Origin of the sequence: Microcoleus sp. LAD1_D3, assembly GCF_036702135.1 — a bacterium.
Taxonomy (GTDB): Bacteria; Cyanobacteriota; Cyanobacteriia; order Cyanobacteriales; family Microcoleaceae; genus Microcoleus.
Genome location: NZ_JAUBSB010000012.1, coordinates 101,865 through 119,910 on the forward strand (window position 1 = coordinate 101,865; position 18,046 = coordinate 119,910).

An 18,046-nucleotide genomic window follows, 5' to 3' on the forward strand; every position below is an offset into this window, starting at 1 on the left:
AAACGTTTTGACCACAAGAAACCAATGAGAAAATTTACCAGACCCAACTTTTCGCGCTCGAATTCCGACAGCAAGCCATTCAAAAGCGAAGGCCGCCGTCAGGACTCACAACCATCCTCTCCCCGCTTTGAACGCAAGCCGCGTCCCGACACTCGCGGAGTAGACGCGCCTCAAAAGCGATCGACCTTCGCCCCGCAATCGCGAGAAATGCCCGTGAGAGCAATTTTCAAACGGAGAGTTGATGCCGACGGCCAACCGGAAATTCGCAGAAATAATCATTTCAAAGACAGAGACAGCAGCCCGCAGGAATCCCGCGGCAATTATTACCAAGACAGAGACAGAGATAGCAGCCCGCAGCCGGCCCGCAACAATTTCCGAGACAGAGACAGAGATAGCAGCCCGCAGCCGGTCCGCAACAATTTCCGAGACAGAGACAGAGACAGAGACAGCAGCCCGCAGCCGGCCCGCAACAATTTCCGAGACAGAGACAGAGACAGCAGCCCGCAGCCGGCCCGCAACAATTTCCGAGACAGAAACAGAGACAGCAGCCCACAGGAATCCAGGGGCAATTATTACAAAGACAGAGATAAAGACAATAGCCCGCAGGAATTCCGGGGCAACCATTTCAGAGACAGAGACAAAGACAGAGACACTCGCCCTGTTGACACTGCCTCAAATACAGTCGTGCAACCAGACGCAGACACAGACGACATGATTTACGGCCGCCATGCGGTGCAAGCAGCTTTAGAAACAAACCAAGTCCTCAACCGGATCTGGGTTGTGCCGCACCTGCGCTACGATCCCCGCTTTCATAGCTTGCTAACCGAAGCCAAAGCCAACGGCAGCATCATTGACGAAGTTGACGATTTGCGCCTCGACTACATCACGCGCAAAGCAAACCACCAAGGCGTAGCCGCTCAAGTATCAGCCTACGAATACCTGGATTTGAGCGAACTGATAGCAAAGGCTAAGTCGGCTTGCGAAGATCCAGTAATTGTGGTAGCAGAAGGACTCAACGACCCGCACAATCTAGGGGCGATTATTCGCACCGCAGAAGCATTGGGAGCTCAGGGCATGGTGATTCCGCAGCGGCGGGCTGTTGGGATTACCTCGGCAGTGAGAAAAGTGGCAGCAGGGGCATTGGAAAGCCTGCCAGTGGCGAGGGTTGTCAATCTTAACCGGGCGCTGGAAGAATTAAAAGAGGCTGGATTCTGGATTTATGGCACTGCAGCAGGCGTGGGTGACTCGGTAGAGACAGTCAAGTTCTCTGGGCCTACTGTTTTAGTGGTGGGCGGTGAAGCTGACGGTTTGAGCCTTTTGATACAGCGCGGATGTGACGGATTAGTTTCAATTCCTTTAAGGGGCCATACTCCTAGCCTGAATGTCTCCGTAGCAACGGGGATGGCTTTATACGAAATTTACCGCCAGCGTGGGCCCAAAAAGTTTCATGTACACGGATCGTAAAGGTGGTTGAAAAAAAGAGTACAACAGAGTAGTTTATTGTGAATGCCACCCAGAATGGAGTGGCACCACACCCTGAACAAGTAAGGATAGCCGATCGACTGTCGTTACTTGTTCAGGCGAAAGTAGAAGGGGTATTGCCCCTACGTTCAAACAGGAATTCGACACAAATCTATATTAGATATCAGCTTTAAATAGGTTTGGATCGGTTCTTGGTAGCAGTCAGCCACGTGTAAATAACAAAAGCCTAGGCGTGTTCGCAGCACCCTGAAAACACCATCAAATACATTAGAAAAGCAGATGAAAGAATTCTTGATTAGCTTGCTCAACTTCTTCGGATTGGCTTGGTGGGTAGAAGTTAAAACTTCAGCGCCGCGGTGCATTTACTATTTTGGCCCGTTCTTAACCGATGGAGAGGCGGAAGCTGCAAAAGCAGGATATGTAGAAGACATAGAAAATGAAGGGGCAGAAGGTGTTAGTGTTTCGATTCACCGCTGCAAACCAATTACTTTGACTGTTGCAGAAGATTTGGGAAAGCTTGGTGATGGAGGGCTGTGGCCGGTTTTGAGCGGTCAGTAGAAGCAGAGGAAATTTTGATTTTCGAGTTTTGAGTTTTGGGTGGTAAATCCAAAACTCTTCACTGTTGGGTGATAAATTGCTTGTGACAAACTCAAAACTCAACACTAGCAATTACCAACTGCTTGAGGGAAATTCTCAATCCAACAATCGATGTCTGCGAGTACCCGATCGGGAATTTCCCAGGGGAACAAGTGGGCTGTATTTGGATAGCACTGCCACTGACAATCGTGGAGGTGGCGGGCGGTTTCTAAACTAGAAGCTGAGGTGATGTGCCGATCGGCCTCTCCGGCCAACGCCAAGCAGGGACATCTAATGTCGCCCAGGTGGATCAGTCGATCGTATCCAGCCCTCAGAGCGGTATTTAACGCCTTGGTAGCCGTGTTGGAAGTCTTGAGGTAGGCGGGGGTACCTGCCTGCGCTAAGTAGCGGTAAGGGGTGGCGTTATGCTGCTGTATCAAGTAGCGAAAGAGCGATCGCCTAGCAAAAGTATCAATATTCCACTGCCAACCGGGTATCGCCCAATTGATAATTCCGGCTAAACCGGTGTAAAGGTTATCTTGCCAAGAGATGGGAGGGTGGCTTCCTCGCGGTTTGGCTGCGGATGCCAGTAGAATCAAACCGGTGACTCGTTGGGGATATTTCATGGCTAATTCCAGGGCTAAAATCCCTCCCAAAGACCATCCGATAACCAAACATTTATCGACTGCCAATCGGTCTAAAAGTGCTTCTAAATCGAGGAGGTGGTCGGTCATTTCAAAGAAAGTTGAGGTGCGGCTGTTGCCGTATCCGCGCAAGTCTGGGGCGATCGTTTGGAAGCGTTTTGATAGGTGTTCTGTGAATACCGACATACAATCGCCGGAACCTGGATGGCCGTGCAAGCAGAGAATCGGAAACCCTTTGCCTTTGACGGAAACACTGAGTTGTTGATGCGGCATTTTCTGATTGCTCGATCGAGGGAATTAAATAAAATTGGCCAATTTTCAAACTTATCAAAAATTATTAAAGTTTAATAAATGTTCTTCACCGAATTACTAGATTTAAATTTAATTATAACTCCTTATCCTTACTATGCAACACTACCGAGAATTAAATCAATCAAAAAGGAGTTCAATCGCACTTTAAACCAGCCGCTGCCGCTGTCGGATACTTGACGGGAACAAAAGCGAGGCCGAACTGCTCTTTTGGACACTCTACAATATGCACTAAATCGCTGGGAGGATTTTTGCGATCGCCATTGTTCGGGGATTCAAACTGAATGGTTCCTGTTGCTCCATAAGCCCTAAAATTGGGTTCGGAAATAGTTTTTTGCATTCCTTCACGACTGGGTTTTGGCTGCATCTCCAATGCTTTTATGAGTGCGCGCGCTGCATCGTAAGCTAAAGCTGTACGGGTATTTACCTCTCCTCCCCACAGCGATCGAGTGGATTGAGGAAATTTTTTATTAGGACTGTTTAACGGATGCCAGCCGACAGAAAAGACTAATTTCTTAAAATGGTGTTGCTGCGATGCAAGTTCTAAAGTTTGCGGCCGCATCAGCGTCCAGGCCCCGACAATCCAATTGCGATCGCGGTTAAGTTTCATTATTTCAACAGCGTTGTTTAGGGAGTTCGTAACTTGAGCGTCTGGAACTAACGCGATCGCAGTTTCTCCCTTTGCCTCGATTTCCTTTATTGCTCTTTGAGCGTTAAAGTCTTTTTTAGATAAATCGAAATCGCGAATCTTGGCGATTGTTCCTCTTCTGCTGTCTTGAAAATCTTTGGTAAATTCTTGCCTAAAATACGCGCCGAAAGGACTGGCCGGATTGTATAAAACTACTGCTTTTTTTTGACTTTTTTCGCTCAGGTACTCCGCTAAATTTTTAGCCATTAACTTGCTCGTATAGGGAGTCCGAAAAAAATATTTTCTAGGATATTCTGTCAGTTCTTCCGTGGAAGTTCCGGGAGACATTAAAACCAGGTTATTTCGATTGTAAATATCTACAGCGTGCATCGTCATGTCGCTGTTATTGTGACCGATAACCGCTAAAATATCTGGTTGCTTCACCAGTGATTTGGCTCTTTCTTCAGCCTCTGACTTGCTATTGGCATCGTCAGCAATAACTACTTTTAGTCCTTTGCGGTTAATGGCTTTACCTTGTAAAAAACCTTGACCTGGAAAGTCCTTACTGCTAAAATCGACTAAGCCTAAATTCACTTCAGTTTGCGCTTGAGCTACGCCTCGCAGAACTTCTTTTGCCTGGTCTGCAAGCATAGCAGAACTGTCTGGATTTCTCCGACGAATGGGAAGGGCAACAGCAATTGTGTAAGAAGAAACATTTCTCGCCTCTAGAAAGGCATTATTCATGTAAATTAAAGTTTCTGGATCTTTGCCGTCTTCTTTATTCCACGATTCTTTGAATAAATTAAAAGCTGACTGAGACTTTGAATATGCAAATTCGTCCACTCCTTTTTGTTTGAACCGAGGACTAGAACTTGTAAAGAGAATTTCTTCTCCCGCACTTAAGCCATCTCCGAAGACTAAGCGAGTTTTTGATGAGAAAAGGCTGTAATAAATCGCGATCACTCCTCCGGCCGCAACGAGGGCGATCGCGGACAGCCGGACTCTCAATTTTTGGGAGAACAAGCCGAAAGCCTGTGAAACAGTTTGATTATCGGTTGTGGAACAGAGCTCTTCTGACAGACAAGATGGCTGTGGCACAGTTTGATTATTTGTTGTGGCACAGGCAAGATAGCTGTTCCCAATATTGGTGTCGGAGCCCAATTCCACTGAAGGCAGTTGAACGGGCGACGGTGAGTGCAATGCTGTTACCGATCGCAAATCCTGCAAAACATCAGCAGCGGAGTGATAGCGATCGCAGTATGGAAAGCGTACCATTCTGTTTAAAACTCCTCTCAAACTGTCGCTAATCTGCGGGAGCTCTCTATCGGGTGTCGAGTAGTGCCATAGAAGTTCGCAACTCTGGGGATCTCGCGGCAGATTGTTAGGATGTACATGTGTGAGCGCTTGGACTGCGATCGCCCCGATAGCGTAGATATCGTTGTAGGGCTGAGGGTTCCAGGGCATCAACAGTTGTTCGGCTGGCATATAACCGCGGATGCCAATTGCCTGCGTTGTTGTGATCTCGCCTGAATGGGTAACACCCAAGGTGCTGATTTCTCTAACTGCCCCAAAATCTATCAACACAATCGAACCGTCGCACGAACGTTTGATTAAGTTGCCAGGATGAATGTCTCGGTGAACCATTCCCTGTCCGTGGACGAACTCTATAACGGAGAGAATTTCCTGCAACAAGACAATTACTTGTTTTTCCGTCCATCGCGTACCTGTAGTTAATTCCTCGCTCAGCGACTGTCCATAAATGTATTCTAGGATTAAGTAAAATTTTCCATTTTCCTCAAAGCTATCTATTAAGTTTGGAATGCGCGGGTGCTGCTGACCAAGGCGGTGCAAAGCTTCTGCTTCTATTTCAAATTGAGCGTTTGCCCTCTGCAAAACCTCCGGAACTGTAGATTGAGGGTGTCGAATTTCCTTGACGACACAAGGAGAATTGTTGGGTTGGTCTTGATCGTTAGCCGTATAGGTTCTGGCAAACCCTCCCTCCCCTAATAGAGCGATAATTTGATAGCGAGCACGCAAAATATCCCCTGGATACAGGCACATAGATTTTTTACAATTTTTCACATTTTTAAAAGCTGGGATCCTTACTAATGTAATCGGCAATTTTAGAAATAGACTGGCGCATTTGTAGCTCGCCGCTGCGGCTGTCAATCACAGTAATCACATAGGCCTCGTCGTCAATGCTCATCGCTAAAGTTGTGCCTAGTACGCGGGAATTTTGGCCGGTTTTTTCGCCCAACCACTGAGCTTTGGTTCCTTGTAACGCGGCAAATCCCAAAGCATGATCGTACTGCCGGTTGAGAGTTTCTATTAATAGTTTAGCACCGGGTGTTTCGCCGTTGTAAATTTGCACCATCATTTCGGTGAGTTCGTTAGCAGTCAGGCGGTTGCGACCCGAACCGGGGTTGGAGGGCATAATTCTTTCGCCCATTAATTTGAAGTTGACGCGGGTGACTTCGTAGCCGCTATTATCTAAATATTGATTGATGTAATCCGAACCCAAATAATCTATCAGTTGATTGGTGGCGATATTGCTGCTGCGATAGATCATTTCTTCTAACAGTAGCTGTAGCGGGTAAGTGCGATTGGACCTAATCTTTGCCGATGCGTCTTCGGTGAAATTACCGCGATTGACGAATACTTCCTGGTTTAGACTAATTTTTTCTTTTTCGACTTTTTGCATCAGGGCGACAGCAATCGGCAATTTAATTAAGCTGGCCGGACTGACAGGAGGTACATCGCCCCGGAGGTTTACGCATTCTCTAGAAAGGTTGCAAATGCCGATCGAAGCTTGAGCCGACAAACCGCTTTCCCGGGCAAGCGCACCCAAAAAATCAGATTTTGCTTGCTGCACTTGAAAGGTTGCTGCTGTTAAATTTTCCCGGTATTCTTGAGTTTTTGAGGCAGTGAGCGAAGCTAAAAATGAATTTTGAGGAACTTCCTGCAAGTTGTTGAGGGCCTGATGCCATAAAAATTGAGTTTGCTGCGAAGATGCGATCGACTGATTTGGCTGCCGTTTAGTTTCTACAGCTCGGTTGGCTAAACGGACTGCTTGCTGTAAGTCGTCCTTAGCCCTCTGTTCTACTAATATTTGAGCTTCCACCGCTTGCAACTGCTGTAGCAGTTGTTCTTGAGGATTGGCTGCGAAGGGAACTAAGCCGGAGAGGATGGTTGGTTCTGGCGAGGGAGAGGAGGGTTGTTCTAATTCGGTGATCAGCCGATCGCGAATTTTGTAGAGTTCGTCTAAGGAACGCGGGTTAGATGATTGAGAGAATGAACTTGCGATGGTTAACATCTGAACCAGTCCGATGCCGGCTACTACTGCCGCCATCTTGTTGGCGATCGACAAAAAACACCTGATATTTCGCATATTTAACATCCTCAACACCACCACATTCAATATAAGCAGCTATTGTTACATCAGTCAAACGGTTTGAGATTGTAGATGGGAGATTTTAGATTGAAGAACAAATCTAAAATCTAAAATCTAAAATCTAAAATCTAAAATGGTTTTGATCGCGCCAATGTGGCAAAATAACCAAAATAAAGGGAGCGATCGCACCAAAGCAATCAACCCCCTTTAAATATTGCGAACTATCTACTTTTTGCGCCGCCGTCGCCAGTCGGCACCCAACCGCTTGAGGTAATCCCAGCCGCGTTGGGGCCAGACATGATCGCTACCGATTTTTTCGGCAATCCAGCGAGCTACTTTGGGGCCTGTCCAGTCTCCGCCGTCGGGGGCCGGGCCTTGCAGCGCTTGTCGCAGTTCTTCTTGCTCTTCAGGATTCAGCAAGGATTTCGCAGGAGGGGGCTGGCGGTCTCCGCTGCGATTTCTCACAGAGTTAGGCCCTTCTCGGTTGTAGCGCTGGACAATTTCTTTGGCATAGTCGTAGTTGAGGCCTACGACTTGGGCTGCTTGTTTGATAGTCCAATTTCTGGAAACTAACAGCAGCAAGTGCCAGCGGCGCGACTCTGTGGTGTTTTGTGCCTGCCGGTAGCGAATTTTGAGTTCCTCTGCCGTCAGGTGGGATTCTAAGTGAGCTTTAGGTGGCATTCCTCCAACGGGGCATCGGGAACTTCTTACCATATATCTTTGGTTTTGGGGATAATTCCGGATGAAATTATTTTCCTGGGGATCGTTGGGGCAAATAAGTAGCTTTTTTTACCCCAGATGCACGCAGCTAGTCACACTTGAGGAAGGACTGCTGGTTTTTTGCAAGTGCGCGCAACAGGAGGCGTCCGCGTGGCGGTGAGCGTTTCGAGCTTTTTTGTGAACCCCAGATTTCTGACAGGCTTTTTGACCTCTGGCACAATGGGCGCGGATGGGAAAAGGTCGATCACTATTTTCTTCGATCGCGCAGCCGGCATTAATTCACTCGGATGACTGATAACTTTCAGTCATTTTTGACTAAAAAAGTGAGCTTCATAATCGGGTTATAATTATTAGGGAAGGTGCAGCCCTAGTCTAATATTTTCTTTATCATAATTTTCTATTTTCAGTTTATTTTTTTCTAAATAGTCAGGAGACGAGTAATCTCGTCCAAAATTAGCTTCAGATGCTTCAATATATGTTTTTAACAATAAATTATATCTAACAAGAATGGTAATTATTTGTCAGAAAGTATTAAAATATTTTCTGAAAAACTTTCCAAAACAAAGCAGTCACAATAAGGAATTAGTTTATTTCTTATGCCTTTTTTTATACCATAAATCCTGGGTTGCGTTGAAGAGAATCTGGCTTCTCATATTTTATAATTTAGATGACAGAATTGGGAATGACTAATTTCCTAATGATTGTGATTGTGCATACACATTCTTGGACACCGAACCTAATTATGTAGGGGCCGCATTGCACACCTTACCCCTTACTCATATAAATGTCGCGTCTAACCACTATTTGCATCAGTCGTGATACAGTTGCATTCTTGGTTTGTTAAAAGATTAGGTAAAAAACTCTATCGCTATTTTTTGTCCGGTGCAATTTTGGGAACTTAATCTATTGTATCTAAAATGACCGATCGCGCGTTAGCGGAGCCCTCTTTGAGGCTCGAACTTTCGCCACAAAAATAGCGGACTTTGCCTTCGGGCTGTAAGCAGGTACAATTGCCAGCTATATTAACTGTATTGTCTCAAAGTAGAAATGATAAAGGTACGAGCATGGCATCCATCCGCGAGTTGCACCGACAACTGGTCAATAAAGAACGCTCTGCTGTGGAAATTACTCAAGAAACATTAGACCGAATTACCCAGCTAGAGCCGAAGTTGAAAAGCTTTCTGTGCGTGACGGCAGACAGCGCATTGGCGCAGGCCCATAAAGTGGATGCCCAAATCGCAGCCGGAGAGCAAATTGGCCTGTTGGCCGGCATCCCGATCGCCGTTAAAGATAATATGTGTACCGAGGGCGTTCCCACAACCTGCGCCTCTCGGATTTTGGAGAATTTTGTGCCTCCCTACGATGCAACCGTCGTCTCCAAACTCCAAGCAGCCGGTGCGGTGATTGTGGGTAAGGCGAATATGGACGAGTTTGCAATGGGGAGCTCGACGGAAACTTCTGCCTATCAAGTTACCGCGAATCCTTGGGACTTGGAGCGTGTGCCCGGAGGGTCTTCTGGCGGTTCTGCCGCAGCAGTGGCCGCTGGAGAATGCGTCGTGAGTTTGGGTTCGGATACTGGGGGCTCAATCCGCCAACCTGCTGCTTTTTGCGGGTTGGTGGGGCTGAAACCCACTTATGGGTTGGTTTCTCGCTACGGTTTGGTGGCCTATGCTTCTTCTCTCGATCAAATCGGGCCCTTTGGCCGGACTGTTGAGGATTCGGCGATTTTGTTGGGGGCGATCGCCGGTTACGATCCGAGAGATTCCACGAGTCTTAATGTCCCAATTCCTGACTACGCTCAAGCTTTAAGACCCAGTTTGCGACCGAAGGGTCAGATTAGAATTGGTGTAATTAAAGAAACTTTTGGTGTAGGGCTCGACTCTGGGGTTAAAGACGCTGTTACTAAGGCGATCGAGCAATTTCAACAATTGGGCGCAGAAATTCAAGTCATTTCTTGTCCCCGCTTCCGCTACGGTTTGCCCACTTACTACATCATTGCTCCCTCGGAAGCTTCGGCAAATTTGGCGCGATATGATGGAGTCAAGTACGGTTTCCGGTCTCCCGACTCCGATAATCTTTTGGATATGTATGCCAAAACTCGCTCTCAAGGGTTCGGTGCGGAAGTTAAACGCCGGATTGCGATCGGCACTTACGTATTGTCGGCTGGATATTACGATGCCTATTATCTAAAAGCTCAAAAAGTTCGGACTTTGATTAAAGAAGACTTTGAAAAAGCTTTTTCTCAAGTTGATGTTTTAGTCTGTCCCACAGCTCCTACTACCGCATTTAAGGCAGGCGAAAAATTCAATGACCCCCTGAGTATGTATTTGTCAGATTTGATGACTATTCCCGTGAATCTTGCTGGTTTGCCAGCTTTGAGTTTGCCCTGCGGATTTGATGATAAAGGACTGCCCGTGGGTATACAACTGATTGGTAATGTTTTGCAAGAATCTCGGTTGTTTCAAGTGGCTCACGCTTACGAACAGTCTACGAATTGGCACTTACACCACCCGGAATTGGATTAATTTTTGAAACTCGGCGGAATGCTGCGGCGGAAGTTAGTAATCGATCTTGGCTAATTGTCTGAATTAATCATTTGCCATTAGCTTTTGAGCGATCTCTAATTTCCCGCGTGCTCTATCTATGAACAAGTTGCTAGTATTCCTTTTGTCTAAATCGCTAATAGCTTTTGGGATAGTTTTGGCCGTTGCTTATTCTGCTGCTTGCGTATTCCTATTTGTAGCGCAAGGTAAGTTTATCTTTTTTCCGGCGCGGGCGATAGAAACTACGCCAGATGAGTTTCAGTTGAAATATCAAGATGTCTGGCTGCCAATTCCAACTAAAACAGGCGCGGTGGACAGCGTGCACGGGTGGTGGATTCCTGCCTCGGAAAATCCCCCCAGCCCCCCCTTAGCAAGGGGTGGAGCAAGAAAGGGGGAGTCGTTTCTGGCTACGCCGCACAGTGACAAACGGGCCATCGCTGCGGTTCCCGCCCTTAACAAGGGGGGGTTAGGGAGGGTAGTTTTGTACCTGCACGGCAATGCTTCAAATGTGGGAGCAAATGTCGAACACGCTTATCGATTTCATCGATTAGGTTTGTCGGTATTTGTGATGGATTATCGTGGTTATGGAAAAAGCCAGGGCGATTTTCCGAGTGAATCTCAGGTTTATGAGGATGCTCAACTTGCTTGGGATTATTTGGTGAAACAGCGCGGGATTAACCCAAATCAAATTTATATCTATGGTCATTCTTTGGGAGGCGCGATCGCGATCGATCTAGCCGTGCGTCACCCGGAGGCGGCCGGGTTAATTGTAGAGGGCTCTTTTACTTCGACGCGGGCGATGGTGGAGTTCCAAAAAGGCTTGTTTTGGATGTTTCCGATCGATTTTTTGCTGACACAGCGGTTTGATTCTCTTTCAAAAGTCGATCGCCTGCAAATGCCCGTGCTCTTTATTCACGGGACTGCTGACAATGTAGTTCCAGTCGAAATGAGCAAAAAACTGTTTGAGGCAGCACCTGAGCCCAAACAGCTTTACATAGTTCCTGATGGAGGTCACACTAATGTGGCACATATCGGGGGCGCAGAATATCTGCAAATATTGAGCCAATTTTTAGGTTCTTCAAAGTAGATAAAAGCTATTGGCGGTAACAGGTTAAGTTGGATATCTGTACCGCCTGCTCGCACTTTTTTGTAACAGTACATATCTAAAGCAGAGCAGTTATCGCGATGATACTGCTTAGTACAACCTTAATACATTAAGCCACCAGTCATTCAAGGCATAGCAGTAATTACAGTAATTGTTCGTGCTTATAGCTTGTTCTTTCTTAACTTCGCAGCCTCGCCGAGATGTTTTTTGGTCTGGCATCCGGGCACCGCAAAGATTGGCATCTGTGAGATTAGCTTTGTTCAATCTCGCATCCCTCAAGTCGGCATTTCTCAGGTCTGCACCGCTGAGATTTGCACCGCTTAAATCGGCTTCTTGGAGGTCTGCACCGGTGAGATTTGCACCGCTTAAATCAGCATTTCTCAGGTCGGTTCTATTTAGTTTAGCGGCGCTCAAATTACTGCATTTTAAGTTAGCCAACTGGAGGGATGCGCCTCGCAGAAAACTCTCGCTGAGGTTGGCATTTTCTAAGTTTGCTCCCCTGATGTCTGCCCTGCTCATGTCGGCTTTGCTGAGGTCGGCGTCAGCCAAAAAGGCGTTTTTCATGTTGGCGTTGTTTAAATTAGCTTCCATTAAGTCAGCCGCCGTCAAGTCGGCATCAACTAAGTCCGCCCTGCTGAGAGTGGCGCGGCTCAAGGAAGCGCCAAACAAATCTGCACGGCTCAAGGAAGCGCCAAATAAGTCGCATCCGGGACATCCTCTGGTTTCTAGCAGCCGCTTGACTAGAGACATATTTTGAGCTTGTAAAGGAAGTGCGACGCAAAATGGAAGTAGCAGTATCGTTGCAGTCAGAATTTTCAGTTTAATTTTGGTCATAGTCTGGCTAAGTCCTGTAACTGCCTTTTATCATCGATTTGTCTGCTGGACTTACGCGCGGGGGACTAAAAACCCGGTTGCCTCGTTAATTCCTCGCTGTCAAACCCAATATTCTAAGCAGAAACTGGGTTTTTTGCGTAAGTCCTAGTCTAGTGGATGGACGCGACTCGACTGCGTAAGGTTCGATCGCCCTCACGAATATTACTTACGCCGTGGGGATGAAAGCCCGCACATCAAGGCTTCCTTGCAGCGAACAGCGAACGGCCGGAGGCGCTGAATACCAGGGATTCTGGAGCTTGCGACGGCTGCGGCAAGTGGCCGACTCCGACAGCGGATAAGTATTTGTAATCGATGCAGTTGGATTTAGCTGCACAGGGCGATCGTTCTCCGTACAGGCGATAGGTAAATAAGCCAATTGGCTTAGACTCTTAAGACATATTGCTGATGCGCTGCCTTCTCTAAAAAAGATAGCATTTTTGTGTGATCCCCGAAATAATACCGAGCAAGCAAGTATAAAAAAGATACGGGGTGTCTCGGCGGGTGGGAAAATTGGGTACAGCTAATACTTTCAGACGAGGAAAATAGATGTCTAACAGCATAGATCAACTTGCAGAAGGCGGCAGGGGGATCAAACTCATGTGGCAGATTGCAGACGAGCTCAGTTACACCCGGACTCTCGACAATCGAAATTGTTTGTCGCTGACCAAAACTTACGAAGTAGAAGGTCGCAATCGATCCCAAAATATAAAAAAGGCTAGCGTTTTAGATGGGTTAATGAATTTATTAAACACCTGGGATTGGCAGACTGAAACAGAGCAGGAAGAAGAGCTGCATGAAACTTGTGTTCAACATCTTAGCCTGCAAGTCAACACAGATGTGAATGCTTTAACTCAAGTTTTTTGGTGGTTTGAGCAGTTGAAAGATTTATCGCTCCCCAATGAGGTTTGGTGGAAGTTTCAGTTGGCATTGGCTGAAGGTTTCACTAATGCAGTTCGCCACGCTCACAAAAATCTGCCAGTAGAAACTCCTGTTCAACTGGAAATTAGGGTATTTAAGGGACGGTTGGAACTCAAAGTTTGGGATTGCGGCCCGTGTTTTGATTTTGATGCTAAGCTGAAGGAAATTCTGGCAGCCGATAGAAATAACGGCTTGGATTTAGAAGTTTTGAACGATGCTTGCTTGATGCCGAGCAGACAGAAAGGTTTGGCACCGTCTCTATTTCTAATTGCTGGGTAGCTTTGGAGAGAGGGACAATTAACCGACTGGCACGGTTAAAAATGTGTTATGCTAAAAACGGTGTTAGGGGAAAAGTTACGGGTTTTGTCTCTGCTTGGGTGAGGGGTTTTGAATACTGCCGACCTGCTGCGGCTTAGTTTAAGAGCTATGGTCTTGAGTGACTCTATAGCAGTTCGATAGAAACGGACGCATCTGTCTAATTAAATATTAAAAACTAAACATCAAAATTTAAAAATTATTCACACTAATTTTTGAGCTTTTAATTTATCATAGTATCTGGTCGCTCACCAATTACTAATGATTTCCAAAGAAACTTTATTTGTTCTGTCTTTATTTCCCTACTTGGGATTTCTCTGGTTTTTGACTCGATCGGGAAAAACACCCCGTTTAGCTCTGATGGGATTTTACGGCACTCTCGTTTTTGTGGCGGTGACGATTCCCGCCGCGATTTACGCAAAAGTTGTTTACAACGAGTCACTAGCCAATGTCGATTGGCTGCACGGTTCTGCAGAAGTATTCTTAACAATTGCCAATATTTTATTAGTTTTAGGCTTTAGAGAAGCGGTGATTAAAGCCAAAGAATCCTCGCCAGAATAAACTTGAGAGGGTAGTTGGGATTAATGCGAAACTTTCATTTAGCTAGCGTCTGTTTAATTGGGCGAGATAATTGAGATACTGGTGAATGCGATCGGTGTCAGTGTCAAGTAAACGACTGGCCCAAGAATGTACATTAAGTTGCGATCGCATTTCTCGAAACACCGCAGCATCCCCGCGATTCTCTAGAGGAAAAACCCAAGCATCAAATCCAGCCGACTTGAGACGGCTAACAGTTCCCTCGCCATCTTGCACCCACAATTGAGGGTTAATGCGAAGGGGTTGACAGGAATATTCACCGACAACAATTCCCCCCACCGACACGCTAGCATCTTGTCCCCGATTGGAAAGTTCTTGCAAAATAGCTTTCAGGGAATTAAGTTTTTTCCCGTCTTGTACTTGCTGCGGTGTCAGCTTAACAATCACCATTTCTAAAACTTCCACAGGTTTTGTCGATCGTACAACGTTGACTGGTTCCGCCGGCAAAGAGTTGTTTATTTCGGGTTCCGCCCTCTCTATTTCCTCTGTAACCTGTACTGTTTCAACCGGCTTTGCAGTGTCTACAATTATCTGAATTTCCTCCCCATCTTTCTCAATTTTTCCACTAATCTGTAAGATAGCACTCTCTACAATGTAAGGTTTGACTTGTTCGTAAGCCTTGGGGAACACAACAGCTTTTATTTGATGTGTCAAATCTTCTAATTGCAAAATTGCCATCGCATCGCCTTTTTTGGTCACTACAAGTTTGATAGCGCTGAGCATGACAATAACTGATACTTTCCCCTTTTTATCTGCTAACTGTTCGAGAGTCACTACATCGGGGTCTGGGTTTACTTGCAGGAGAAACTTGAGGGGATGTTCTGATACATAAAAGCCCAGCAATTCTTTTTCTAAACGCAATTTATCCTGTTTGTCCAAATCTTTTACAGGCTTTGATTTGGGAGCAGAGTCATAGGTACTTGCCGACTTTCCGAAGCTCGTACCCAACAAATCAAATAGATTGCCTTGGCCACTTTCTCGATCTCTTTTGCGGTCTTGCGCCCATTTAATGACCCCTTCCAGGTCGTTTATTAATTGATTACGGTTGGTGTCAATTTTGTCAAAAGCACCGCATTGAATTAAAGCTTCTAGAGCGCGGCGGTTGACAGAATGGAGATTTACGCGATCGCACAAATCAGCCAGCGATTTAAACTTACCCCCTTCCTGCCGCGCCGCCAAAATATTTTCAATTGCTCCCTCCCCCACATTTTTTACCGCCGAAACCCCAAACAAAATTTTATCTTTTGCACATCCAGTCATCTGTTTAGGCAGCGGTGTAAAAGTAAGTTCAGAGCTATTAACATCTGGGGGATCAACATCAATACCCAGCTTGAGACAATTGGCAATATATTTCTGTACTTTCTCCTGATCGCCCCTGTTAGCAGTCAGCAGTGCAGCCATGTATTCTAGAGGATAATTTGCCTTTAAATAGGCAGTTTGATAAGTGATATAGGCATAAGCCATTGAATGGGATTTATTAAAACAATATTCCGCGAATTGCAGCATCTGCGCGAACAACTTTTCAGCAATTCTTTGGCTAACTCCATTCTTAGTTGCCCCGTCGATAAACGTTTCCTTTTGCTTCTGCATTTCATCAGCTTTCTTCTTGCCCATTGCGCGCCGCAGCAAGTCAGCTTGACCCAAAGAATAGCCCGCCAAATCTTGAGCCATCCGCATAATTTGCTCTTGAAAGCACAGCGTTCCGTAAGTCTCTTTTAAAATTGGCTCTAATAGGGGATGATCGTACTCAACTGTTTTACCGTGCTTGCAGTCAATAAACTGAGGAATCAAACCTGCATCCAGCGGGCCGGGTCGGTAAAGTGCCAAAATAGAAGAAATATCATCCAGACAGGAAGGTTTTAGTTTTTTCACTACATCCAGCATTCCAGAGGATTCTAACTGAAAAATACCTTCTAAATCTCCCCTTTCTAAAAGTCTATAAGTTTTATCTACATCATCCGGTAACTTTTTGATTCTGCCAAAAGTCTCTTGAGCTCTTCGCTCAATATCAGAAGGTAGCATTTCTGGATCAACAATTAGATTTTGGGTTTGCTTGATATAATCAACAGTTTTTTGGAGAGTTGTCAAATTTTTCAATCCCAAAAAATCCATTTTCAGAAGACCTAGTGCTTCCAAATCTTCCATATAATACTGCGTAATCACAGCACCGTCGTTATTCTTTTGTAGCGGTACAATTTCATCTAGCGGGTCTGAAGAAATCACTACACCAGCCGCATGAACACCAAAGGTTTTGTTGGTTCCTTCAATCCGAATTGCCATGTCAATCCACTGACGAACAGGGACTTCTGTACCTGTCTCTTCATTGATGCAAATTGTATTTTCGTAGTTGTCTTTAAATTCCTGTGCAGGTGTTTCACCGGAAATCATCACTTTAAGTTTTTCCGGTTTTCCCCGCGATACGGGAATTAATTTAGCCATCTCGTCTGCTTTTTTGTAGGGAATGCCTAACACTCTGGCAACATCTTTCAAAACAGCTTTTGATGTCATTCTGTTGAAAGTAATAATTTGCGCTACGCGCTCTTCGCCATACTTTTCAGTAACGTATTTAATCATATCGTCCCGTCTTTCTATGCAGAAATCGCTATCGATATCTGGCATTGATTTGCGTTCGGGATTGAGGAATCGCTCGAATAGCAGTCCGTGATGTACGGGGTCAATATTGGTAATTTTTAAGACGTAGGCAACTAAAGAACCTGCGGCGGAACCGCGTCCTGGCCCTACGGGAATGTGGTTGTCCCTGGCATATTTCATGTAGTCCCAAACTACTAAAAAGTAGGTGGAAAAACCCATCTGCTGAATCATTTTTAGTTCGTATTCCAGCCGTTCTTTGTATACGGCGGGAATTTCATTGCGGCTTCTAGCTCTGAGGCGTTCTAAGAGTCCTTTCCATGATATTTCTTCGACATAAGTGTCGGCCGTGTGTTCTGGGGGAATTGGATAGTTGGGAATGCGGGATTCCCCCATGATGTCGTAAGATTTTATTTTATTTGCGACTTCTAAAGTGGTGTCGATCGCCTCTTTGATTGTTTCATCATCCAAATGGTCTCGAAACAGTTGCGCCATCTCCATAGCAGACTTAAGATATTCAGTACCGCTGTAGCGCATCCGCTTGTCTTCTTCAATCAGTTTGTTTGTGTTAATGCACAGCAAAGCATCGTGTGCTTCTACGTCGTTGCAGGAAATATAGTGAGAATCATTGGTGGCAATTATTTTAATGTTGAGTTCGCGGGCAATTTTGACAATTTCAACATTAACCATTCGGTCTTCTGGGGAACCGTGGTCTTGAATTTCTATATAGTAATCTTCCCCAAATACTTCTTTATACCATGTGGCTACTTCACGGGCAGCATCTAGCTTGTTTTGCAGAATCATTTGGGGAACTTCCCCACCCAAACAAGCACTGGTGACAATTAAACCTTCGGAGTATTGTTTGAGCAGTTCCTTGTTGATGCAAGGTCGGGCAAAAATACCTCTTTCCGGCATTCCTTTTAAATGGGAAATTGTGGTTAGTTTGACGAGGTTTTTATAACCTTGGGTATTTTTAGCTAAAACAACTTGATGGTATTTTCTTCTACCTCGAACTTTTACTTCTATGTCGCCGTTGACGACATACATTTCATTGCCAATAATCGGCTTGATATTTTTATTTCGGCAAACTTTGATTAGCTCGATCGCCCCGTACATCACCCCGTGGTCTGTAAGGGCGATCGCGGGCATCCCCAATTCCACCGCCCGTTCTGCGAGCTGTTGTAGCTGAGAAGCCCCATCTAGTAAGCTATAATCGCTGTGAATGTGCAAACCAACAAAGGACATAGGGATTTAAAATATAAGATTTGAGAATTTAGATTTTACACCATCGGCGTGTCAAAGGGTAAAATAAAAAACAAAGCTTTATATCACTCTTGAGCTGGTTTGTGCTGGGGC

Annotated in this window: 14 protein-coding genes; 7 read left to right on the top strand and 7 right to left on the bottom strand. The window is 45.7% G+C overall.

The features are described 5' to 3' along the window. The first annotated feature begins 24 nt into the window (after positions 1-24). Complete coding sequence (rlmB, locus tag QUA74_RS09725) at positions 25-1,464, top strand: 23S rRNA (guanosine(2251)-2'-O)-methyltransferase RlmB (RefSeq protein WP_333327458.1); 1,440 nt, start codon at positions 25-27, stop codon at positions 1,462-1,464. Between the two features lie 297 nt (positions 1,465-1,761). Beyond that, positions 1,762-2,040 carry a DUF1816 domain-containing protein gene (locus QUA74_RS09730; protein WP_333037226.1) on the top strand — a complete coding sequence of 93 codons (279 nt, stop codon included), beginning with the start codon at positions 1,762-1,764 and terminating at the stop codon, positions 2,038-2,040. A 104-nt stretch (positions 2,041-2,144) separates the two neighbouring features. On the opposite strand, the gene QUA74_RS09735 is transcribed toward QUA74_RS09730, so the two are convergent. The 4 genes from QUA74_RS09735 to QUA74_RS09750 all read right to left on the bottom strand — a co-directional run bounded on the left by QUA74_RS09735 (position 2,145) and on the right by QUA74_RS09750 (position 7,711). Next, a complete protein-coding gene (locus QUA74_RS09735) occupies positions 2,145-2,975 on the bottom strand; it encodes an alpha/beta hydrolase (protein WP_333327461.1) in 831 nt (276 codons plus the stop codon). A 172-nt stretch (positions 2,976-3,147) separates the two neighbouring features. Then, on the bottom strand, positions 3,148-5,700 hold the full coding sequence (locus QUA74_RS09740; RefSeq protein ID WP_333327464.1) for a bifunctional serine/threonine-protein kinase/ABC transporter substrate-binding protein: 2,553 nt from the start codon (positions 5,698-5,700) through the stop codon (positions 3,148-3,150). Positions 5,701-5,725: 25 nt separating this feature from the next. Then, positions 5,726-7,027, bottom strand: a complete 1,302-nt coding sequence (locus tag QUA74_RS09745; RefSeq protein ID WP_333327467.1) for a serine hydrolase — start codon at positions 7,025-7,027, stop codon at positions 5,726-5,728. Between the two features lie 228 nt (positions 7,028-7,255). Next, entirely contained in the window at positions 7,256-7,711 is a 456-nt protein-coding gene (locus QUA74_RS09750) for a helix-turn-helix domain-containing protein (RefSeq protein ID WP_333044446.1), read from the bottom strand. Between the two features lie 159 nt (positions 7,712-7,870). Here QUA74_RS09750 and QUA74_RS09755 point away from each other — a divergent pair, with 159 nt between their 5' ends. From QUA74_RS09755 to QUA74_RS09765, 3 genes are all read left to right on the top strand, one after another. Then, entirely contained in the window at positions 7,871-8,041 is a 171-nt protein-coding gene (locus QUA74_RS09755; protein ID WP_333327470.1) for a hypothetical protein, read from the top strand. Positions 8,042-8,814: 773 nt separating this feature from the next. After that, on the top strand, positions 8,815-10,275 hold the full coding sequence (gene gatA / locus QUA74_RS09760; RefSeq protein WP_333327474.1) for an Asp-tRNA(Asn)/Glu-tRNA(Gln) amidotransferase subunit GatA: 1,461 nt from the start codon (positions 8,815-8,817) through the stop codon (positions 10,273-10,275). Positions 10,276-10,393: 118 nt separating this feature from the next. After that, on the top strand, positions 10,394-11,380 hold the full coding sequence (locus tag QUA74_RS09765; RefSeq protein ID WP_333327477.1) for an alpha/beta fold hydrolase: 987 nt from the start codon (positions 10,394-10,396) through the stop codon (positions 11,378-11,380). A 108-nt stretch (positions 11,381-11,488) separates the two neighbouring features. Here the strand turns inward: QUA74_RS09765 and QUA74_RS09770 are convergent, their stop codons facing one another. Both QUA74_RS09770 and QUA74_RS09775 read right to left on the bottom strand, forming a co-directional pair. After that, a complete protein-coding gene (locus tag QUA74_RS09770) occupies positions 11,489-12,232 on the bottom strand; it encodes a pentapeptide repeat-containing protein (protein WP_333327479.1) in 744 nt (247 codons plus the stop codon). 205 nt (positions 12,233-12,437) lie between these two features. Then, positions 12,438-12,647 (bottom strand): hypothetical protein, encoded by a 210-nt coding sequence (locus QUA74_RS09775; protein ID WP_333327482.1) that lies wholly within the window; start codon positions 12,645-12,647, stop codon positions 12,438-12,440. 170 nt (positions 12,648-12,817) lie between these two features. On the opposite strand from QUA74_RS09775, the gene QUA74_RS09780 reads away from it, so the two are divergent. Both QUA74_RS09780 and QUA74_RS09785 read left to right on the top strand, forming a co-directional pair. Then, positions 12,818-13,468, top strand: a complete 651-nt coding sequence (locus QUA74_RS09780; RefSeq protein ID WP_333327484.1) for an ATP-binding protein — start codon at positions 12,818-12,820, stop codon at positions 13,466-13,468. A 297-nt stretch (positions 13,469-13,765) separates the two neighbouring features. Further along, positions 13,766-14,065 (top strand): DUF3593 domain-containing protein, encoded by a 300-nt coding sequence (locus tag QUA74_RS09785; RefSeq protein WP_333327487.1) that lies wholly within the window; start codon positions 13,766-13,768, stop codon positions 14,063-14,065. Between the two features lie 42 nt (positions 14,066-14,107). On the opposite strand, the gene QUA74_RS09790 is transcribed toward QUA74_RS09785, so the two are convergent. Beyond that, positions 14,108-17,935: a DNA polymerase III subunit alpha gene (locus tag QUA74_RS09790; RefSeq protein ID WP_333327490.1), complete on the bottom strand. Its 3,828-nt coding sequence runs from the start codon at positions 17,933-17,935 to the stop codon at positions 14,108-14,110. Between the last annotated feature and the right edge of the window lie 111 nt (positions 17,936-18,046).